The organism is Amycolatopsis sp. NPDC021455 (genome assembly GCF_040640995.1).
Taxonomy (GTDB): domain Bacteria; phylum Actinomycetota; class Actinomycetes; order Mycobacteriales; family Pseudonocardiaceae; genus Amycolatopsis.
Genome location: NZ_JBFACT010000025.1, coordinates 21,628 through 40,905 on the forward strand (window position 1 = coordinate 21,628; position 19,278 = coordinate 40,905).

The 19,278-nt window shown below is 71.4% G+C and carries 15 protein-coding genes and 1 tRNA gene; 6 read left to right on the forward strand and 10 right to left on the reverse strand.

Annotated features, from left to right (window positions below; translation table 11 throughout):
- Positions 1-54: 54 nt before the first annotated feature.
- Complete coding sequence (locus tag AB0G28_RS25770) at positions 55-1,236, reverse strand: MFS transporter (protein WP_361093887.1); 1,182 nt, start codon at positions 1,234-1,236, stop codon at positions 55-57.
- Between the two features lie 223 nt (positions 1,237-1,459).
- On the opposite strand from AB0G28_RS25770, the gene AB0G28_RS25775 reads away from it, so the two are divergent.
- The 4 genes from AB0G28_RS25775 (at position 1,460) to AB0G28_RS25790 (ending at position 4,140) form a co-directional block, all read left to right on the forward strand.
- Positions 1,460-1,843 carry a peptidase inhibitor family I36 protein gene (locus tag AB0G28_RS25775; RefSeq protein ID WP_361093890.1) on the forward strand — a complete coding sequence of 128 codons (384 nt, stop codon included), beginning with the start codon at positions 1,460-1,462 and terminating at the stop codon, positions 1,841-1,843.
- Between the two features lie 322 nt (positions 1,844-2,165).
- A tRNA-Arg gene (locus tag AB0G28_RS25780) sits at positions 2,166-2,242 on the forward strand.
- A 355-nt stretch (positions 2,243-2,597) separates the two neighbouring features.
- Positions 2,598-2,873, forward strand: coding sequence for a hypothetical protein (locus AB0G28_RS25785; RefSeq protein WP_361093893.1), 276 nt, complete (start codon positions 2,598-2,600; stop codon positions 2,871-2,873).
- Positions 2,874-3,030: 157 nt separating this feature from the next.
- A complete protein-coding gene (locus AB0G28_RS25790; protein ID WP_361093896.1) occupies positions 3,031-4,140 on the forward strand; it encodes a nucleotide disphospho-sugar-binding domain-containing protein in 1,110 nt (369 codons plus the stop codon).
- Between the two features lie 220 nt (positions 4,141-4,360).
- Here AB0G28_RS25790 and AB0G28_RS25795 read toward each other — a convergent pair whose 3' ends face one another.
- From AB0G28_RS25795 to AB0G28_RS25810, 4 genes are all read right to left on the reverse strand, one after another.
- Positions 4,361-4,780 carry a VOC family protein gene (locus AB0G28_RS25795; protein WP_361093899.1) on the reverse strand — a complete coding sequence of 140 codons (420 nt, stop codon included), beginning with the start codon at positions 4,778-4,780 and terminating at the stop codon, positions 4,361-4,363.
- Positions 4,781-4,807: 27 nt separating this feature from the next.
- On the reverse strand, positions 4,808-5,920 hold the full coding sequence (locus AB0G28_RS25800; RefSeq protein WP_361093902.1) for a nucleotide disphospho-sugar-binding domain-containing protein: 1,113 nt from the start codon (positions 5,918-5,920) through the stop codon (positions 4,808-4,810).
- A 62-nt stretch (positions 5,921-5,982) separates the two neighbouring features.
- Entirely contained in the window at positions 5,983-7,188 is a 1,206-nt protein-coding gene (locus tag AB0G28_RS25805) for a cytochrome P450 (protein ID WP_361093905.1), read from the reverse strand.
- A 114-nt stretch (positions 7,189-7,302) separates the two neighbouring features.
- Positions 7,303-7,896 carry a dihydrofolate reductase family protein gene (locus tag AB0G28_RS25810; protein WP_361093908.1) on the reverse strand — a complete coding sequence of 198 codons (594 nt, stop codon included), beginning with the start codon at positions 7,894-7,896 and terminating at the stop codon, positions 7,303-7,305.
- Positions 7,897-8,235: 339 nt separating this feature from the next.
- Between AB0G28_RS25810 and AB0G28_RS25815 the strand changes: the two genes are divergently transcribed.
- Positions 8,236-9,480 carry a cytochrome P450 gene (locus AB0G28_RS25815; RefSeq protein ID WP_361093911.1) on the forward strand — a complete coding sequence of 415 codons (1,245 nt, stop codon included), beginning with the start codon at positions 8,236-8,238 and terminating at the stop codon, positions 9,478-9,480.
- 67 nt (positions 9,481-9,547) lie between these two features.
- On the opposite strand, the gene AB0G28_RS25820 is transcribed toward AB0G28_RS25815, so the two are convergent.
- Genes AB0G28_RS25820 through AB0G28_RS25830 form a run of 3 tightly spaced genes read right to left on the reverse strand, consistent with a single transcriptional unit; the run spans position 9,548 to position 13,838 of the window.
- Positions 9,548-11,056, reverse strand: coding sequence for a long-chain fatty acid--CoA ligase (locus AB0G28_RS25820; protein ID WP_361094124.1), 1,509 nt, complete (start codon positions 11,054-11,056; stop codon positions 9,548-9,550).
- The gene (gene hemA, locus AB0G28_RS25825) at positions 11,056-12,276 is read right to left on the reverse strand and encodes a 5-aminolevulinate synthase (RefSeq protein WP_361093914.1); all 1,221 of its coding nucleotides are present in this window, start codon (positions 12,274-12,276) and stop codon (positions 11,056-11,058) included. Before hemA ends, AB0G28_RS25820 begins: the two co-directional genes overlap by 1 nt.
- 8 nt (positions 12,277-12,284) lie before the next feature.
- Positions 12,285-13,838: a fatty acid--CoA ligase family protein gene (locus AB0G28_RS25830; protein ID WP_361093917.1), complete on the reverse strand. Its 1,554-nt coding sequence runs from the start codon at positions 13,836-13,838 to the stop codon at positions 12,285-12,287.
- A 229-nt stretch (positions 13,839-14,067) separates the two neighbouring features.
- On the opposite strand from AB0G28_RS25830, the gene AB0G28_RS25835 reads away from it, so the two are divergent.
- The gene (locus tag AB0G28_RS25835; protein ID WP_361093920.1) at positions 14,068-14,940 is read left to right on the forward strand and encodes a class I SAM-dependent methyltransferase; all 873 of its coding nucleotides are present in this window, start codon (positions 14,068-14,070) and stop codon (positions 14,938-14,940) included.
- Positions 14,941-15,004: 64 nt separating this feature from the next.
- Here the strand turns inward: AB0G28_RS25835 and AB0G28_RS25840 are convergent, their stop codons facing one another.
- The gene (locus AB0G28_RS25840; RefSeq protein WP_361093923.1) at positions 15,005-17,308 is read right to left on the reverse strand and encodes an excinuclease ABC subunit UvrA; all 2,304 of its coding nucleotides are present in this window, start codon (positions 17,306-17,308) and stop codon (positions 15,005-15,007) included.
- A gap of 96 nt (positions 17,309-17,404) precedes the next feature.
- On the reverse strand, positions 17,405-18,865 hold the full coding sequence (locus AB0G28_RS25845; RefSeq protein ID WP_361093926.1) for a DHA2 family efflux MFS transporter permease subunit: 1,461 nt from the start codon (positions 18,863-18,865) through the stop codon (positions 17,405-17,407).
- Positions 18,866-19,278: the final 413 nt, after the last annotated feature.

The following is a 19,278-nucleotide window of genomic DNA, read 5'->3' on the forward strand; positions in this document are numbered from 1 at the left end:
CCCGAGCGGTTCGGCGCTGTCAACGGGTTGTACCGGCGAGCGGCCGGGCCGGAATCAGCCAGCCACCTTTCGGGCCTCCTCGCGACGGCGCGACCGCCGGGCGGCCAAGGCCGCGGGCAGGATCAGCGCGGCGATCAGCGTGACGAACAGGAACGCCACCCCGTAGCCCGCCGCCTGCGCGATCCCGCCGATCAGCGGCGGCCCGCCGAGGAACCCGGTGTAGGCGATGGCCGTGACGAAGGCGATTTCGCGTTCCCCGCCAGTGCCGTCGGCGCGTTTTCCGGCGTCCCCGGCGAGGCTCAACGCGAGCGGGAACGAGGCGGCGAGTCCCGCACCGGCCAGCGCGAATCCCGCGTAACCGGCGGCGGCGGCCGGGATCGTCGCCGTGGCGAGCAGCCCGGCCGCGGCCAGTGCCGCGCCCCCGACCAGGCAGCGGGTCGGCCCGAGCCGCCGTTGCACCCACGGCCCGGCCAGCCGCACGAGCGTCATGACCAGCTGGAACCCGGCGAACGCCAGGGCCGCCGCACCCGGGCCGACCCCGCGTTCGGCCGTCATCAGCAGCGCGGACCAGTCCCCCGCCGCCCCCTCGGCGATGGCCGAGCACAACGCGACCGCGGCGAGCAGCCACAACACCGGACGGCGGGCCGGCGCCCGCCGTCCGGCGGTCACGACGGGCGCGGTGGCGTGCCGGGGCCGGATGCCCGGGACCGCGCGGATCATCGACAGCAGCACGACGACCGTCACGACGGCGGCGACGGTGAGGTGCCGCGCCGGGGACCAGCCGTGCCCGGCGGCGAGGCCGGCGGCCAGCGAGCCGGCGAGCGCGCCGAAGCTGAACCCCGCGTGGAACACCGGCATGAGCGGGCGGCCGGACCGGCGTTCGACGGCCACCGCGGCGACGTTCATCGCGACGTCCAGCATCCCGATGCTCAGCCCCATCACGAACAGCGCCCCGGCCAGGAACGGAACACCGGGCGCGACCCCGATCAGCACCAGCGAGACGGCGGCCAGGCCGGTGCTCACCGCCACCGAGGCCCTGGCACCGGCCCGTTCGACGATCCGCCCGGACACCGAGGCGGCCGCCAGCAGACCGACGCTGGCCGCGAGCAAAGCGAGGCCGAAAACACCCGGTGAGGCGTGCACCTGCGCGGTCAGCGCGGGCGTCCGCGTCGCCCAGGAGCCCACCGCGAGGCCGTTGAGGGCGAACACGGTGAACACCGCGATCCGGTCCCGCATGGCTCCCCCCTTCCGCGCCATCCCAGCTTGACACGGGGCGCGTAACACCGGAACGCCTCGGCCGCAAGACCCGTTCGCGGGCCTGTGGACAACCCCGCCCGCGCCGGCGACTTGTCCACAGAAACGAAATCGCGGGCTGACAACTTCCCGGCCACCCGCCAATCTGGAATCACACGATCACCGCGGCCCGCGAGGCCGAGAATCCAGCAAAGGGGAATCCACCATGTCTTCACGTCGTCTCCGCTTCCGGTTGCCGCACCTGCTGATCCTGGCCACCGTCGGGCTCCTGACCAGCGCGGGAGTCGCCCAAGCCGCCTCCGCGCCGCCGGATCCGCCCTGCCGGAAGGGCGAGTTCTGCGTCTGGCCGGCAGACGGTTACGGCGGCGACGCGCAGCGATTCGACCTGCGCACCGCCAATCCCGAAGAATGCATTCCCCTCCCCGAGGGATTCGAAGGATCGTCGTTCGCGAATCTGCTGAGCCGGGACGTCACCGTGTACCAGAGCGAGGAATGCTCGACCGAGGGAGATTTCGTCACCTACCCGGGTGGCGGCACGTACGTGCCGGACGCGCCCTTCCTGGTCCGCGGGATCCAGATCTGGGAGTGACGCCATGAGCTGGGCCCGCACCGCCGTCCGCTCCAAGGGGGGAGCCGGCTCGCGGCGGCGGGCGGGCCCGTCCGGGGCCGCTTCCCCGACAGCGGCCCCACCCGTGGGCGCGCCTCCGCGGCAAGGCGCGCCCACGGGCCCCCGTGCCCGGGCCGCTTCGTCGCCGCTTCGTCGCCCGCCGTGACGGTGTCGCCACGGAGCTCCGGAATTACGTCGAACGAGACCTGAAACGATTCGCCGGTGTCGAACGATCGAGAGAATGGCGACGACTAAGCTGCCCGTGCCGGGCGACCGGCACGACGGGCAGCAGCCGTCGGCGCGGGCCCTCGTAGCTCAGCTGGATAGAGCAAGAGCCTTCTAATCTCTAGGTCGCAGGTTCGAGTCCTGCCGGGGGCGCCACCAGGGAAGACGTCGTGCGCGGCTGCGCACGACGTGCCCTGCGCACGTGACCCGCCCCACACCGGGACTCCTTTCTCCGCCGTCGTGCTCCCACTGTGGACGGTCGCCGTCCAGCGATCTCCCCGCCGGGCGCACAGGTCCAGACGACGCACCGTGCGAACGGCCAGGTGGCCCAACGATCCCGGGCCGAGTTCTTCCCGATACAAGCTTGTTACCCGGAGAGCGAACGCCGCCGGAGACGCTTCCCTGCAACCGCGCGATCACACCCAGCAATGACAACCGCACCCACGGCGAACCGACACGCCGACCCGATCGAGGGAGACATCCCACCCGTCAAGGAGGCGGAGACACCACCGTGAACCACAACGAAACCAGCGGACGGCACCGGCGCCGTCGCGGCAACAGCGTCGCACGCGCCGCCCTCGACGAAGCCCGGCGCGCGGGGCTCGTCCAACGGCACCTGACGAAGCTGCGCTACCTGACGGCCCGGTCGAGCACGGCTCCTTCCCTGCCCGAGACACCGAGCGGCACGGAACCCCGGGCGCCGGCACTCGGGCGAGCGCCGTCGGCCGGAACGGCCACCCCGCGGCCACCGGCCGAGCCGCGATCGTCCAATTCGGAAGCGGCCTGACAGCTCACGGGGTGTGGCACGCTCCACAGTGGATTCGACGCGCCGAGGTGTCGATTCGGAAGAAGGGCCGTTTCAGGAGAAGAGCCAATTCAAGAGAAGAGCACAGCCGGGTCGGCGATAACCTTGTTTTCACCGAATCCGCGATCCGGGAGTGGCCGTGCGCATTCTCTTCACCACCGTCGGTTTGCCGGGTCACTTCTTCCCCTTGGTGCCGCTCGCGTGGGCTTGCCGGGCGCGCGGGCACGAAGTCCTGGTGGCCACGACCGAGGATTTCCGGCCCACGGTCCTGCGGGCCGGCCTGCCGGCGTGCTCGTGGAGCCGTTCCGGCGGCATCGCGGACGTCGCCGCGACGGATCGGGTGCCGGCCGGGGAAAGGCGGTTCGCGCACGGTCGCGCCTTCGCGCGGATCGCGCGGCGGAGCCTTTCCGGCGCCGAGGAAGTCCTGCGGAGCTGGCGGCCCGACCTCGTGGTCAGCGAACGGGCGGAGCTGGCCGGCCCGATCGTGGCCGCCGCCGGCGGGGTGCCGCGCGCCGAACTGCACTGGGGTGCCGCCGAACTGCCGGAATACCGGGCCGCTTGGGAAGCCGAGTGGGAAGCCGAAGGGGGTGGCTCGCCGTTCGGGGCCGCCGACGTCGTGCTCAATCCGTGGCCGCCGAGCCTGCGTGCGGAGTACGCGGAAAGCCACCGGAGCATCCGTCACGTGGCCTACAACGGTGACGCCTCCGTTCCCGGCTGGCTGGTCGGCGGACGGCACCCGCGCCGGGTGTGCCTGACGTTCGGCACGTTGCTGCCGCACCTCGGTTCGCGGGACATCGGCGGGCTCGTGCTCCCGCTGCTCCGGCGGCTCGGTTCGCTGGACGTCGAGCTCGTCGTGGCGATCGACGACCGGGTGGCCGCGACGTGGCCGGCGTTGCCCGGCCACGTCCGCCACGCCGGCCGGCTGCCGTTGGCCGAGGTGATGAGCACGTGCACGGCGACCATCCACCACGCCGGTCAGGGCACTTCGCTGACCGCGCTCGCCGCCGCGTGCCCGCAGGTGATGATCCCGCAGTTCGACGACCAGTTCGACAACGCCGAGACCGCGGCCAAGGGCGGCACCGGAATCGTGCTGCTGCCCGAGGAAACCACCACGGAAGCGATCTACCGAGCGTGCCGCACGATCCTCGAGTCGCAAGAACACCGGACGGCCGCGGCACGGATCGCCGCGGAAATCGCCGCCCAGTCCAGCCCGGCCGACGTCGCCGCAAGCCTCGAAGACCGGTTCTGAACGCCCGGACGGGATCGGCAGCAGACCGCCGAGTGACAACGGCTGCGGCAAGCGACGGCAGCGAACAACGCGCAGGCGGCGACGAAAACCGCAACCTGGCAAAGGCACGGGCTTCGGCGGCATCGGCTTCGGCGCCGGCTGCGCGCCCGCCCGCCGGCGCCTGGATACCACCGCCGCTGTCGAGGCACCGCCAAGGGCGGCGCCGGGTCTCACACCCGGGTCAGCTTTCGGCTTCGCCGCGGAAGAACCAGTGCACGCCGAACTTGTCGGCGAGGTGGCCGTAGATTCCGAACGGGACGTCCCGGAGCTCGTCGAGCAGGTCCGGGTCCGCTCCGGCGGCCAGCTTGTCGAACACCGGCCGCAATTCCTCGTAACCACGGCCGGTGAAGTACATCGCCACCGTGTTCCCCGGCTTGGGGACCCGTGTCGGGTGGAGCCAGTCCGTGGCCGAAAAGCTCACGTTGCCGCTGCTGAGGTGGGCGTACGTCACTTTGCCGTGCTGCTCCGGCGGCAGCTGTTCCTTCATCGGTGTGTCGGCGACGCGGACGACCGTCAGCTCGCCGCCCAGGCACTGCCGGTAGAACTGCATCGCTTCGGCGCAGTTGCCGTCGAAAAGGAGGAACGGGGTCAGTTCGGCCATGCGTTCATTCCACCACGACCGCGGTCCTCACCGTGGGAAATCCAGGAGTTCCGGCACGATGTCGGCGGGCGAGGGCAGTTTCTCGAATTCGTGGCGCAGGCCGGTCGCCGCGGTCCGCAGCCCGGCATCGGACAGCAGCCTGCCGATCGATGCCGCCGTGATGTCCTCGGCCGCGCCGGAAAAGCCGCAGCCGTACCCGGTCACCGCGCGGGCGTTCACCTCGTAGCCCAGTCCTTCCGGGACCACGAACTGCGGGATTCCCGCCAGGCACGCGGTGAGCATGCTGCCGCTGCCGCCGTGGTGGATGACCGCGGTGCACTGGCGGAACAGGGTCGCGAGCGGGACCCAGCCGGCGATGCGGACGTTCGACGGCAACCGGCCGAGCGTCTGGGCCGTGGCGTCGTCCACGGTCAGGACGAACTCCGCGTCGGTTTCGCGGGCCGCCTCGACGACGCGGGCCAGCCGCGAGCCGCCGACCGTTGCCGCCGACACCTTGCCCAGTGTCACCGCGATGCGCGGGCGGGCCGGTGGGTCGAATGCCCACAATGGAGCGACTCCGGCGCCGCCATACGGGACGAACCGCATGCGCCAGGTCGGCGATCCGCTCTCCGCCAGGCTTTCCGGGACGATGTCGATCGTCGCCAGCCGGTCCGGGAGCTCGACGCCGTGGCGCTCGAACGCCGCCGGTGCGTGCTCGCGCAGGAACTCCGGGGCATACCGCATCGGCCCGAGTCCGTGGCCGACCGCCGGCACGCCGAGGACCGAGGCGGCCACCAGTCCCGCGTTGAACACCGGGTCGTAGACGATCAGGTCCGGGCGGAGCCGTTTCGCGGCCTCGACGAAGGCGTCGACCTGGTTGTCCCACAACCGCACGACCATCGTCCGCAGCTGGACGAGCTCTTCGGCACTCAGGTGCGCCGACGGCTTGAACACCTGCGGCACACTGCTGCGCAGCGGCCGGCGCTCCGCCGCCACGTCCGGGATCGGGTCGACCACCGGCACCCCCGCGTCGCGCACCACGATCGCTTCGTCGCCGGTGAGGAAGGTGACGTCGTGGCCGGCGGCCAGCAGGCCCCACGCCAGCGGAACCATGTGGAACGCGTGGCTGACCCCCGGCAACGGGATGAAGACCACCTTCACGGACCGTCTCCTCTCTGGTTCCCGGCGCGCGTGCGCGACCCGGGGCGGGCGGGGCGAGGAGCTCACCACTCGACGGGAAGCTCCTCGAGCGTCTTGATGAACATGCCCTGCTTGAACTTCAGCTCCGACTCCGGCACCGCGACGCGCACGTCGGGCATGTGCCGGAGGAGGCCGTGCAACGCCTCCTGGAGCTCCATCCGGGCGAGCGACGCGCCGATGCAGTGGTGCACACCGACCCCGAAGCTGAGGTGCTGGTTGGCGGTGCGGTCGAGGTCCAGCCGGTCGGGTTCGGGGAACTGGTGCGGGTCGCGGTTCCCCGAATTGACCGCTTGCATGACCACGGCGCCGGCGGGCAGCCGCACGCCGCCGAGCTCGACCTCCTCCGTGGTCACCCGCGGGAGGGTGCCGCCGCCGTCGCTGAGCTGGATGAACCGCAGCAGTTCCTCGACCGCCTGGGGAACGAGCTCCGGGCGCTCCCGCAGCTTCGCGAACTCGCCGGGGTGGCGCAGCAGGGTCAGCAGGAACATGTTGATGTGCCCGACCGTCGTCGCGTGCCCGACGATCAGCAGTCCCAGGCAGAGCACGACCAGTTCGCGTTCGGTGAGCCGGTCCTCTTCGTCCCGGGCGGCGATGAGCACCGTCATCAGGTCGTCCGCCGGGTTCTTCCGCTTCGCTTCGATCAGCTCGCCGAAGTAGCCGGCGACGCGGTCGATCGTCGCGTCGAGCACGCCCGGGTCGCTGGTCCAGCCGCCCATCACCGTGTCGGCCCAGTCGTGCAGGATGCGGCGCTCCTGCTCGGGCACCCCGATGAGGTCGCCGATCACCTGCAGCGGAAGCCGCAGCGACAGGTTCTCGACCAGGTCGGCCGGCCGCCGCAGCGGCTGCATCGCCGTCAGCAGGTCGTCGACGAGCTTGACCACCCGCGGGCGGAGCGCGTTCACCCGGCGGGCGGTGAACGCGCTCGCCACGAGCCGGCGCAGCCGCGTGTGCTCCGGCGGGTCCATGCCGAGCATCGATTCCTTGGCCAGGCGGGCGATGCCCGTCAGCGGGACGTCCGGGCCGGCCGCGGCGGCGCGGCTGAACCGCGGGTCCAGCAGCACCTGGCGGACGTCTTCGTACCGCGTCGCCAGCCAGGCGGTGTTGCCGTCCGGGGTCCTGATGCGCACCACGGGCCGTTCCTCCCGCAACCGCGCGAAAACCGGCGAAGGGTGGTGCACCGAGGACGCGGGTGGGAACGGGTACGCCAGCGGTTCCTCGATCTCGGTCATGCCTGAAGCACCTTCCCTGGATGTGACCGCTCGTCCTTCACTCGCTCTCGCGGTGAACGATACGGGCGCCAGGGCACCGGGGCTTCTCGCCGAATGCGCGGTGAAGCGCGGGGATCACGCCGTCTTCGGCCGCGTCCCGTTGGTGAAGGTCGCGATGACGACGCCGGTCGTGGTCGTCGTCGTGCCGGCGAGCTTGAACGCCGTGGGGACGAACCCGTCGTCGAACAGGCGCAGGCCGGTGCCGAGCACGAGGGCGTGGATCGACAGGACGTACTTGTCGATCAGGTCGTGCGCGCCGAGGGTCTGGATCAGCTTGCCGCTGCCCATGATGTGCAGGTCGTCACCCGGCTTTTCCTTCAGCTGGGCGATCTTCGCCGGGACGTCGCCGCTGACCAGTGTGGAGTTCGGCCACTCGAGAGGCTCGGAGAGGGATTCGGACACGACGTACTTCTGCGCGCTGTTGAGCGCATCTTTGAACGTGCCTCCCTTCTCGTTCCAGTAGCTCATGATGCCTTCGTAGGTGCGGCGGCCGAAGAGGAACCCGCTGCTGTCGTTCATCTCCTCGCCCCACGCCTTCAGCATGACGTCGTCGGTGTCGGGGTCGGCCCATCCGCCGTGGGTGAAACCGCCGCGGGTGTCCTCCTCCGGCCAGCCCGGTGCCTGCATGACGCCGTCCAAGGTGACGTGGTTGACGACTACGATGTCCATGACACTCCCGATGGGTTGGTGATACGCCGTGCGTGTGGTGGCACCGGCCTCGCCATCATGATGGCGTGGCCGGTCACCGGCCCAGTCAACACGCCGTCACCGCGGCCGTTCTCCCCCGGACCGGGGGAATCGACGCCGGCGACTCCCCGACTGTTCCCGGTTTTCGCCCGCGCGAAACAACCGCACGGCCGGAGGCGGGCCGGCGGGAGAGCAATGGCGAATTAGCGCCGCCGGTTCCGCGCCGGATAGGTTCGGCGGCATCGACCGTTTGTGTTCGTGTCGGCCGGCGCGCGCGAAAACCACCGCGCCGGTTTTCGCGGCGCCGGAAGGAGTTCGCCGATGAGCGTGGAACGTCCGAGTTGCCCGGCAGGCGCCGGAGGCGGGGACGCGGTCCCCGCCTTCCCGCTCGGCCGCGCGAACGGGATCGAACCACCGCGCGGCTACGAAGCGCTGCGCCGGGAAAACCCGGTCTCCCGGGTCCGGGTGGCGGACGGCCACGTCGCCTGGCTGGTGACCCGGCTCGAGGACGCCCGCCGGGTGCTCGTCGACTCGCGGGTGAGCGCCGACCGCACCCACGCAGGCTTCCCCATGCTCGAACCGGTCACGCCGCAGTCGCGCCGCAACATCGCCGCGGTCGCCAAGTCCCTCGTCGGGCTGGACCCGCCGGAGCACAACGTCCGGCGGCGCATGCTGATCACCGAGTTCACCTTCCGGCGCATCCAGCGGCTGCGGCCCTACATCCGGCAGGTGGCCGAGGACTCCGTCGACGCGCTGGTCGCCGCGGGGCCGCCGGCGGACCTGGTGGCCACCGTGTCGATGCCGGTGCCCCTCATGGTGCTGTGCACGCTGCTGGGCATCCCCTACGCCGACCGGGAGATGTTCAAGGCGCGGACCGCCGACATGGTCGGCCAGAACACCGAGCCGCAGCAGCGCCAGCGCGCCGCGGCCGAGCTGCGCGCCTACATGGACGAGCTCATCACCGCCAAGGAGAACGAGCCGAGCGACGACCTGCTCGGCAGGCTGGTCGTCAACAACCGCACCACGAAGGCCTTCGACCACGAGCTGATCGTGGGCCTCGCCATGACGCTGCTCGTCGCGGGGTTCGAGACGACCACCGGCATGATCACCCTCGGCGTGGCCGACCTGCTCACCCATCCCGATCAGCTCGCCTACCTGACCGGCCACCCGGAAGCCGTGGAACGGGTCGTGGAGGAGCTCCTGCGCCACGTCGGCGTCATCGACGCGATGCCGCGCATCGCGACCGCGGACCTCGACGTCGCCGGGACGCGGATCCGCGCCGGGGAAGGCATCATCGTCTCGTTCGCCTCGGCGAACCGCGACCACCACGCGTTCGGCGAACCCGACGTCCTGGACGTCGAAAACGGCACGCGCCGCCACATCGCCTTCGGCTACGGCGTCCACCAGTGCATCGGCCAGAACCTCGCCAGGGAAGTGCTGTGCACGACATTCCGCGTGCTTTTCGGCCGGCTGCCCGGGCTCAAGCTCGCCGCCTCCCTCGAGGACCTCGAATTCAAGAAGGACACCAACGTCTACGGCATCGAAACGCTGCCCGTCGCCTGGTGAACCACGAAAACCGCGGGTGCCGCCGAAACGGGCACCCGCGGTTTTCGCCGTCCGGGCGGAACGCGCGTCACGCCGCCGGGCGCTCGTACCGCGCCGTGAGCTCGCGCTTGAGGACCTTCCCGCTCGGGCCGACCGGGAACTCGTCGACGAACTCGACCCGGCGCGGGTACTTGTACGCGGCGACGCGTTCCTTGCTCCACGCCGAAATCGCCGCGCCGAGCGCGGGTCCGGCCTCGACCCCGTCGATGGTCCGGACCACTGCGCACACCTCTTCGCCGTAGCGGGCGTCCGGCACCCCGATCACGGCCACCTGCGCCACGGCGGGGTGCCGCGCCAGCACCTCTTCGACCTCGCGCGGGTAGACGTTGTAGCCGCCGCGCACCAGCATGTCCTTCTTGCGGTCCACCAGCCTCAGGTAGCCGTCCTCGTCCTTCACGCCGAGGTCGCCGGTGCGGAACCACCCGTCCACCACGGCGGCCGCGGTCGCCGCCGGCCGCCCGAGGTAGCCGGCCATCAGGTTGTGCCCGCGCACGACGATCTCGCCGATCTCGCCGGACGGCGCGAACTCGACGCGGTCCTCGGGCTCCGGCCGGGCGATCTCGGCTTCGACCCCCCACACCGGCAGCCCGACGGTCCCCGGGCGGCGCGGCAGCCCCGGCTGGTTGTACGCGATGACCGGCGAGGTCTCGGTCATGCCGTAGCCTTCGAAGATCGGGCAGCCGAACGCCGCTTCGAAGTCCTCGAGCACCTTGACCGGCAGCGCCGCACCGCCCGAGTACGCCCGCTCGAGCGTGCCGCCGGCGGGCGGGCCGGCTTCCAGGAGCGCGAGGAACATCGTCGGGACGCCCATGAACACCGTGCACCGGTGGGCCGCCAGCAGCCGGACCGCCTCGGCGGCGGAGAACGACGGCATCAGCACCAGGGTGGCGCCGGCCCGGAAGCAGACGCCCATGCCGCACACCTGCCCGAAGGTGTGGAACAGCGGCAGCGCCCCGAGCAGCACGTCATCGGGCCCGAACCGGAACGGCGACAGCATGGTCACGGTGATGTTCATGGTGAGCCCGGCGTGCGTGAGCATGGCGCCCTTGGGTTCCCCCGTGGTCCCCGAGGTGTAGAGCACCACCGCGACGTCGCCGGGAGCGCGGGGCACGTACCGCTCGATCGGCGTGACCCGCGCGGCCCGCTCGTCCAGCCCGGACACCGGCAGCACGGGCACCCCGGCCCGCCCGGCCCCGGCGGCGCCTTCGCCGAGCAGCTCGTCGGCGCAGACGAGCACGTCCGCGCCGCAGTCGCGCAGGACGTACTCGATCTCGCCGGCCTTCAGCAGCCCGTGCACCGGCACGACGGTCGCGCCGAGCGCCAGCGCGCCGAAGTAGGCCATCGGGAACCGCGGCGAGTTCGGCAGCAGCAGGGCCACCGTCCCGCCGGCGGTGACACCGCGGGCGGAGAGCACGGACGCGTACCGCCGCGCCCCCAGCCACAGCTGCCGGTAGGTCCAGGTTTCCCGGCCGAAGACGACGGCGGGGTGCCCCGGACGCCGGGCCGCCGCGTCGGCGAGCACCGCGGCGAGCGACATCACGCGGCACGCACCGCCGTTTCCCGCGCCATCCCGACCTCGGACCAGAGAGCGTCCAGCGCGGCCGCGAACCGTTCGACCTCCTCGGTGGTGTGCGTGGCCGACGGTGCGGCCCGCAGGATCTCCTCGCCCGTGCGCACGCTGGGTGCGTTGATCGGCTGGACGTAGATCCCGTGCCGTTCCAGCAGGAGCGCGGAAAGCCGGCGGCAGCGGGCGTCGTCGCCGACGAACACCGACACGATGTGCGAGTCGGCCGAGATGAACGGGATGCCGAGGCCGGTGAGCCGGCGCTGCAGCAGGCGGGCGTTCTGCGCCAGCCGCGTCCGCTCGAGCTCCGAGCCGCGCAGGTGCTTGACGGCGGCCAGCGCGCCCGCCGCCGTCGACGGCGGCAGGGACGTGGTGAAGATGAACGAGCGCGAGAAGCTGCGGACGGCGTCCACCAGGACCGCCGGGCCGGCGATGTACCCGCCGGCGGTGCCGAAGCCCTTGCCGGTGGTGCCCATGACGACGTCGATGTCGCCGTCGAGGCCCTCCCGCGCCGCGATGCCCGCGCCTTCCGGCCCGTACATGCCGACCGCGTGCACCTCGTCGAGGTAGACGACGGCGTCGTGGTCCTTGGCGATGCGGACCACCTCGGCCAGCGGTGCCACGTCGCCGGACATCGAGTACACCGATTCGAGCACGACCAGCTTCGGCCGGTCCGGGTAGGCGGCGATGAGCTCTTCGAGGTGCGCGGTGTCGTTGTGCCGGAAGATCTTCTTCTCCGCCTTGCTGTGGCGCAGGCCGTCGATGATCGACGCGTGGTTCAGCTCGTCGGAGAAGACGATCGTGCCCGGGGCGCGGCCGGCCAGCACCGACAGCGCGCCGTCGTTGGCGGTGTAGCCGGACGGGAAGATGGCCGCCGCCTCCTTGCCGTGGAGCTCGGCGAGCTCCTTCTCCAGCAGGACGTGGTAGTGGTTGGTGCCGCCGATGTTGCGGGAACCGCCGGCGCCGGCGCCGAAGGCGTCGACCGCCTCCTTGACCGCCGCGAGCACCACCGGGTGCTGGCCCATGCTCAGGTAGTCGTTGCTGCACCAGACGCTGATGTCGTGGTCGCGGCCGCCCGCCCTGGCCACCGCGCTCGGGAACCGGCCGGCACGCCTGCCGATCTCCAGGAATTCCCGTTTGCGGCTCCCGAACTCGGCCATCTCGGTGGTGAAGTGATCGATGAGCGCGTTCATTGCGGAGTTCACCTTCCTTCCGACGTCCCGGCCGGCGCGGTCCGTCGTAGTTGCGGTTTGTCCGGCTTGCCCGTGTGGTTGAGCGGCATCGCGTCGAGCAGCCGGACTTCTTCGGGGGCGTGCAGCGCGGACAGCGCCGTCGTGACCCGCGCCCGCACCAGGTCCGCGCCGACCCGGGCGCCTTCCCGGGCGACGATCGCGGCGTGCACGTGTTCGTTGCGGTTTTCGTCCCGCACGCCGTACACCGCGGCCTGGGCGACCCCGGGGATCGCCAGGATCACGCGCTCGACGGAGGTCGGGTAGATCTTGATGCCGTTGGCCTTGATGACGTCGGCGATCCGGTCGAGCAGCCGCAGCCGCCCGGCCGCGTCGAAGGCGCCGAGGTCGCCCGTGCGGTACCAGCCGTCGTCCAGCACCTGCGCGGTGCGCTCCGGGTCCTGCCAGTAGCCGTCCATGAGGTGCGTGGAGTGCACGCACACCTCGCCGACCTCGCCCGGCGGCAGCTCCTCGCCGGAGCCGGGGCGGCACACCCGGACCTTGACGTCCGGGAACGGGCGGCCGACCGTGCCGAGCGCGGCCGGGTCGCCGTGGTCGGCCGGGGTGAGGCAGGAGATCGGGCCGCTTTCGTTGGTCCCGTAGCCCTGGACGAGGACGGGCCCGAACGCCTCGATGGCTTCGGCGATCTTGGCGGGCGAAGCGGGCGAGCCGCCGTAGATCAGGCGCTGGAGCGAGCCGATGTCCGGTTCCTCGCGCCGGTAGGCGTCCAGCAGCTCGTACAGGTGCGGGGTGGCCACGAACATCCGGGTGACGCCGTGCTCGGCCACGGCCCGCAGGACCTCGGCCGGGCGCACTTCGTCGTGCAGCACCAGCGTGCCGCCCGCCGCGAGCACCGCGTCGGCGACCGGACCGGCGGTGTGGCTGAGCGGGGTCGCGACCAGCAGCTTCGCCCCGGCCCCCTCGGTGAGGGACGCGCCGGTCGAGGTGAACCGGCTTTCCCAGGCCCGCCCGGAAAGCCGGATGCCCTTCGGCTTTCCGGTGCTCCCGCTCGTCAGGCTGACGACGGCCGGGGCGTCCGGGTCCCACGCGGCGGCCCGCCCCGGGTCGCCCGCGGGCAGCTCGGCCGTCCGGATCACCTCGATCCGGCCGCCCGAGCGCTCGCTCAAGAGCGCGGCGCCTTCTTCGTTTTCCGCGTCGGCGACCAGTTTCGCGGAGATCCGCAACGCCATGTCCAGCCGGTCGCCGGTGGACAGCTCCGCCGCGGTCGTGGCGGCGTTGGCCGAGCGCAGGTAGCAGACCGACGCGCCCAGCAGGTGGGCCGCGTAGCGGACGGAAAGCGTGCCCGGGCCGTTCGGCGCGACGAGGACCCCCAGCATGTCCCCCGCCCCGACCCCGCGCTCCCGCAGTGCCCGTGCGGTCCGGCCGACCTCGTCGGCCAGCGCGCCGGCGGACACCGCCCGCCCGCGCCAGTGCACGGCCGTGCGTCCGGGGTCCCCGGCCAGTCTCGCCAGGATCCGCGCCGCGTACCCGGCGTGCCCCGACCACCATGCCTGGAGAACCGTCATGTGCCACCCTCGATTCTGTCGCGAAACCCGCGGCGAGCCGGCGTGCGCGGCAAGCGGGCAGCCGGCGCACACAGTGCCTGGTCCATCCTGTTTTCTCCGCTCCGGCGCGGCGTCTCCCGGAATGCGGTGCGCCCCGGCCCGCGAGCAAGGCAGAAGGCGCGGTGGCGCACCGGTTCCGGTGGAATCGACGAGAGCCTCCGGCTCCGCCGGCGAAATCCGAGGAGAAACGATGCCTGACACGCACGAAGGAGACGCGAGGGTGGACAGCACGGGAACCCTGACCGGCGGCGCCGGCGAGGCGGGCAAGCACGAAGTACGCCTCGGCGCCGTCCAGCAGACGTTGTTCATCCCGCTGGTTTCCCGTGCGCGCGAGACGAACCGGTGGGGCCCGGTGCTGCGCGACCCGAAGGCCGTCGAGCTGGTCCGGGCGATCGGTTACGACACCAAGTACGCCGAGGTGCCCGGCGGCTGGGGGCCCGTGCTGCGCACCGCGGTCTTCGACACCTACGCCCGCGAGTTCCTGGCCCGGCACCCCGCCGGAACCGTGGTGGAACTCGGGACGGGACTGAACACCCGGTTCGAGCGCCTCGACAACGGCCGGCTGCACTGGTTCGACCTCGACCTGCCCGACACGATCGAACTGCGCCGGGCGTTCTTCGAGGACACCGGCCGGCGCCGGATGATCACCGCGTCCGCTTTGGACGAAGAGTGGCTGGACGTGGTCGCCGGCTCCCCCGGCCCGTACCTGTTCGTCACCGAGGGGATGCTCGCCTACTTCTCCGAAGAGGACGTCCACGGGCTCCTGACGCGCATCGTGCGCCGCTTCCCCGGCTCGTTCGTCGTCCTGGACACGTATTCGCGGCAGATGATCGAACGCCAGCAGGCGATGGCCGCCGCCCGCAACGTTTCCGCGATGACGTGGGCCTGCGACGACCCGGGCACGCTCGAGCACCTGGGCCTGGAGCTGATCGACTCGGCGACGATCACCAAGCCGCCGCGCGCGATGCGCCGGAAACTGCCGCTGCGCTACCGGATCAAGCTGCCGCTCGCCGACCGCGAGTACGGCAAGGCCGGGCGCATCGCCTTCTTCCGCGTCCCCTGAGGTCGTCCCGGACGCGTTCGAGGCCGGCAGCGGTTCCGCTGCCGGCCTCGAAGTTCGTGCGCGCTCAGCCCTTCACGTAGGTGGCGAGGTGCTCGCCGGTGCGGGTCTTGCCGTGGGCGACCAGGTCCGCCGGGGTGCCTTCGAACACGACCTTGCCGCCGTCGTGACCGGCGCCGGGACCGAGGTCGATGATCCAGTCCGCGTGCGCCATCACGGCCTGGTGGTGCTCGATGACGATCACCGACTTGCCCGCATCGACCAGCCGGTCCAGCAGGCCGAGCAGCTGCTCGACGTCCGCCAGGTGCAGGCCGGTCGTCGGCTCGTCGAGGACGAAGATGCCGGCCTTCTCGCCCATGTGGGTCGCCAGCTTGATCCGCTGCCGCTCGCCGCCGGACAGCGTCGTCAGCGGCTGGCCGAGCCGGAGGTAGCCGAGGCCGACGTCGACGAGCCGTTCGAGGATCGCGTGCGCGGCCGGCGTCTGTGCCTTGCCGCGGCCGAAGAACCGCTCGGCCTCGGCGACCGGCATCTCCAGCACCTCGCTGATGTCCTTGCCGCCGAACGTGTATTCCAGCACTTCGGCCTGGAACCGCTTGCCCTCGCACTGTTCGCAGGTCGTGGCCACGCCGGCCATCATGGCGAGGTCGGTGTAGGTCACGCCGACGCCGTTGCAGTTCGGGCAGGCGCCCGCGGAGTTCGTGCTGAACAACGCCGGCTTGACGCCGTTGGCCTTGGCGAACGCCTTGCGGATCGGCTCCAGGAGCCCGGTGTAGGTCGCCGGGTTGCTCCGGCGCGACCCGCGGATGGCGGTCTGGTCGACGGCGATCACGTCGTCCAGCCCGGCCACCGAGCCGTGGATCAGCGAGCTCTTGCCGGAACCGGCCACCCCGGTCACCACGGTCAGCACGCCCAGCGGGATGTCGACGTCGACGTCCTGGAGGTTGTGCGAGTCGGCCCCGCGCACCTCGAGCACGCCGGAGGGCTCGCGCACCGCGTCCTTCAGCGACGCCCGGTCGTCGAAGTGGCGGCCGGTGACGGTGTCGCTGGCCCGCAGCCCGGCCACGGTGCCTTCGAAGCAGACCGTGCCGCCCTCGGTGCCGGCGCCCGGCCCGAGGTCCACGACGTGGTCGGCGATCGCGATCGTCTCCGGCTTGTGCTCCACGACGAGGACGGTGTTGTTCTTGTCCCGCAGGCGCAGCAGCAGCTCGTTCATCCGCTGGATGTCGTGCGGGTGCAGGCCCGTCGTCGGCTCGTCGAAGACGTACGTGGTGTCGGTCAGCGAAGACCCGAGCTGGCGGATCATCTTGACGCGCTGGGCCTCCCCGCCGGACAGCGTGCCCGACGGCCGGTCGAGCGAGAGGTAGCCCAGCCCGATCTCCACGAACGAGTCGAGCGTCCGCTGCAGCTGCGCGAGCAGCGGCGCGACCGACGCCTTCTTGATCTTGCGGACCCAGCCGCTGAGGTCGCTGATCTGCATCGAGCACGCGTCGGCGATGGTGATGCCGCCGACCTTCGAAGCGCGGGCCGCCTCGCCGAGGCGAGTACCGTCGCACTCCGGGCAGGTGGTCGTCGTGACCGCCCGGTCGACGAACGCCCGGATGTGGGGCTGCAGCGAGTCGCGGTCCTTCGACAGGAAGGACTTCTGGATCCGCGTCACCAGCCCTTCGTAGGTCATGTTGAAGCTGTCGACCTTCACCTTGGTCGGCTCGCCGTGCAGGAACTTCTCCAGCTCCGCCTTGGTGTACTTGCGGATCGGCTTGTTCCCGTCCAGGAACTCCGCGGCCAGGTAGGTCTTCACCTTCCAGCCGTCCACGGTGAAGCCCGGGATGGTGATCGCGCCCTCCGCGAGCGACTTCGAGGCGTCGTAGAGCTGGGTGAGGTCGAGGTCGGTGACCGTGCCCGTGCCTTCGCACTTCGGGCACGCGCCGGCGGGCGAGTTGAAGCTGTAGTGGAACGGCGGGCCCGCGCTGGGCTCGCCGAGCCTGCTGAAGACGATCCGCAGCATCGCGTTGACGTCCGTGGCGGTGCCGACGGTCGAGCGCGAGTTCGAGCCCATCCGCTCCTGGTCGACGACGATCGCCGTCGTCAGGCCTTCGAGCACGTCGACCTCGGGCCGCGCCACGCTCGGCAGGAACCCCTGGACGTAGGCGCTGTAGGTCTCGTTGATCAGCCGCTGCGACTCCGCGGCGATCGTGCCGAACACGAGCGAGCTCTTGCCCGACCCCGACACGCCGGTGAACACCGTCAGCCGGCGTTTCGGGATGTCGACGTCCACGCCCTTGAGGTTGTTCTCGCGAGCGCCCTGCACCCGGATCACGTCGTGGCTGTCGATCTCGGGCGGCTGCTTCGCTTTCGGCTTGGCTTTGGTCATCGCGTCTCCATGGTTTCGGTTTCGGGTGCGGGAAGCGCCGGAAGCCGGACCGGGGCACAAGGCCACCGAGTCCGGCTTCCGGCGGGAACCACGACGTCAGGCGGCGGCCGCCGCCGCGGGGGCGCGGGCGGCCTTGCGCTCGGCCGAGACGAGCAGGAACGTCGGCAGCGTGCAGCCGACCGCGATGGCGACCACCCACCAGAAGGCGGTCCCGAAGCCGGCGGCCTGAGCCACGGGGTCGGCCGCGCCGGCCAGCTGGCTCTGCAGCACCACGATGAACACCGCCGTGGCGAGCGAGCCACCGAACCGCTGCAGCACGTTGAGCTGGACGGTGGCGTCCCCGATCTTGGCGGGCGGGATGGCCCGGTAGATCGCCGTGGTGGCCGGGACGGTGGTGCCGCCGACGCCGAGCCCCCGGATGAACATCAGCAGGCACAGGTACCAGTACGGCGTGTGCGCCCCGATGAACGCGAACGGGATGGTCGCGACGATGCTGACCGTGCCGCCGATCAGCGCGGTGAGCCCGCTGCCCAGCTTGTCGATGAGGCGGGCGGAGCGCCAGATCGCGATGGCGACCCCGATGCCCTGCGCGATCAGGAGCAGGCCGGTGACGACCGCGCCCTCGTGCCGCACGATCTGGAAGTACAGCGGCAGGAGGATGCTGGCCCCGAAGACCGCGGCACCCAGGCAGAAGCTGGTCAGCGCGCCGGCCGCGTAGACCGGGAGCTTGAACAGGCGCAGGTCGACCAGCGGCTTGCGCGCGCGCAGCGCGTAGACCACGAACGCGGCCACCAGGACGAGACCGGCGACGGACCAGAGGAGCGGTGCCGACGAGCTGACCCGGCCCTGCCTGCCGATCTCGGCGAGACCGTAGGTCAGGGCGACGCCGCCCGCGATGATGAGCAGCAGCCCGGTGATGTCCAGCCGGCCGGTGTCCTCCCGGGTGTCGCGCGGCAGCAGCCGCAGCGAAAGCACGACGGTCAGCACGCCGATCGGGACGTTCAGGTAGAAGATCCACTCCCAGCCGGCGTGTTCCAGCAGCAGCCCGCCGATCGTCGGGCCGATGACCGGGGCGAGGATCGTCGGCACGCCGGTCACGCTCATCGCCCGGGCCATCAGCTTCGGTCCGGACGTGCGCACCAGGAGCATCTGCGCGACCGGGACCGCGATCCCGGCGGTGGCGCCCTGGACGACGCGGAAGGCGATCAGCTGACCGGCGGAGTCGGCCAGGCCGCACGCGAACGACGCGAGCGTGAACAGGCCGATGCTCAGCACGTAGAGGTTCTTGGCGCCGAACCGGCCGGCGAGCCAGCTGGTCGCGGGCAGGAACGCCGCCAGGGCGAGCAGGTAGGCGGTGACCAGCCACTGGATGGTGTCCAGCGAGGCGTGCATGCTGACCGAGAGGGGGTGCAGCGCCAGGTTGACGATGGTCGTGTCCAGGAACGCCATGAACGTTCCCAGCGTGGTCACCACCATCACCCGCTTCAGGGCGGGCGAGAAGCTCATGTCATCCGGCGCCGCCGCCGGTGGGGCGCTCTGGTTGGTCTCTGCGGACATTGCGATCACTCTCTCAGGGGGGACGTTTCACTGCTTCGTTGTGACACGACATGCACAGACCCGGACCGTTCGCCTGCGGAGGTACCACCGGCTCGCTGCGACGAACCCTCGGCGGTGGCACCGGCTTGCGACACGACCACGGCTATGGTGTCCCGCCTTTCCTCGTCTCCGGCCTGGGACGAGCGGGTCGTCGAGCGCACCGCCGGCCGGGCCGCCGGTTGCTCGAACCACGCTCTTCGGGCACGCACAGTCACGCTAACACGTCGCCCGATACTCGCTGTAGTGCCGATTCGACGTTCTGGCGGGTGCGGTTTCCAGGCCGGGGACATGCGAAACGCATGGGCCGTCCGGGTGAACCGCACGCCCCGGCCCGGAAACGCCGAAGCGCACCCCCGTGCGGCGTGCCCCGCCGG

What these genes read in the sequence shown, in the direction of transcription:
- AB0G28_RS25770 (WP_361093887.1), bottom strand. Translation starts at nt 1,236, where the DNA reads ATGCGGGACCGGATCGCGGTGTTCACCGTGTTCGCCCTCAACGGCCTC.
- AB0G28_RS25775 (WP_361093890.1), top strand. Translation starts at nt 1,460, where the DNA reads ATGTCTTCACGTCGTCTCCGCTTCCGGTTGCCGCACCTGCTGATCCTG.
- AB0G28_RS25795 (WP_361093899.1), bottom strand. Translation starts at nt 4,780, where the DNA reads ATGGCCGAACTGACCCCGTTCCTCCTTTTCGACGGCAACTGCGCCGAA.
- AB0G28_RS25805 (WP_361093905.1), bottom strand. Translation starts at nt 7,188, where the DNA reads ATGACCGAGATCGAGGAACCGCTGGCGTACCCGTTCCCACCCGCGTCC.
- AB0G28_RS25810 (WP_361093908.1), bottom strand. Translation starts at nt 7,896, where the DNA reads ATGGACATCGTAGTCGTCAACCACGTCACCTTGGACGGCGTCATGCAG.
- AB0G28_RS25815 (WP_361093911.1), top strand. Translation starts at nt 8,236, where the DNA reads ATGAGCGTGGAACGTCCGAGTTGCCCGGCAGGCGCCGGAGGCGGGGAC.
- AB0G28_RS25820 (WP_361094124.1), bottom strand. Translation starts at nt 11,056, where the DNA reads ATGTCGCTCGCCGCGGTGCTCGCCGACGCGGCGGCCCGGCGTCCGGGG.
- hemA (WP_361093914.1), bottom strand. Translation starts at nt 12,276, where the DNA reads ATGAACGCGCTCATCGATCACTTCACCACCGAGATGGCCGAGTTCGGG.
- AB0G28_RS25830 (WP_361093917.1), bottom strand. Translation starts at nt 13,838, where the DNA reads ATGACGGTTCTCCAGGCATGGTGGTCGGGGCACGCCGGGTACGCGGCG.
- AB0G28_RS25835 (WP_361093920.1), top strand. Translation starts at nt 14,068, where the DNA reads ATGCCTGACACGCACGAAGGAGACGCGAGGGTGGACAGCACGGGAACC.
- AB0G28_RS25840 (WP_361093923.1), bottom strand. Translation starts at nt 17,308, where the DNA reads ATGACCAAAGCCAAGCCGAAAGCGAAGCAGCCGCCCGAGATCGACAGC.
- AB0G28_RS25845 (WP_361093926.1), bottom strand. Translation starts at nt 18,865, where the DNA reads ATGTCCGCAGAGACCAACCAGAGCGCCCCACCGGCGGCGGCGCCGGAT.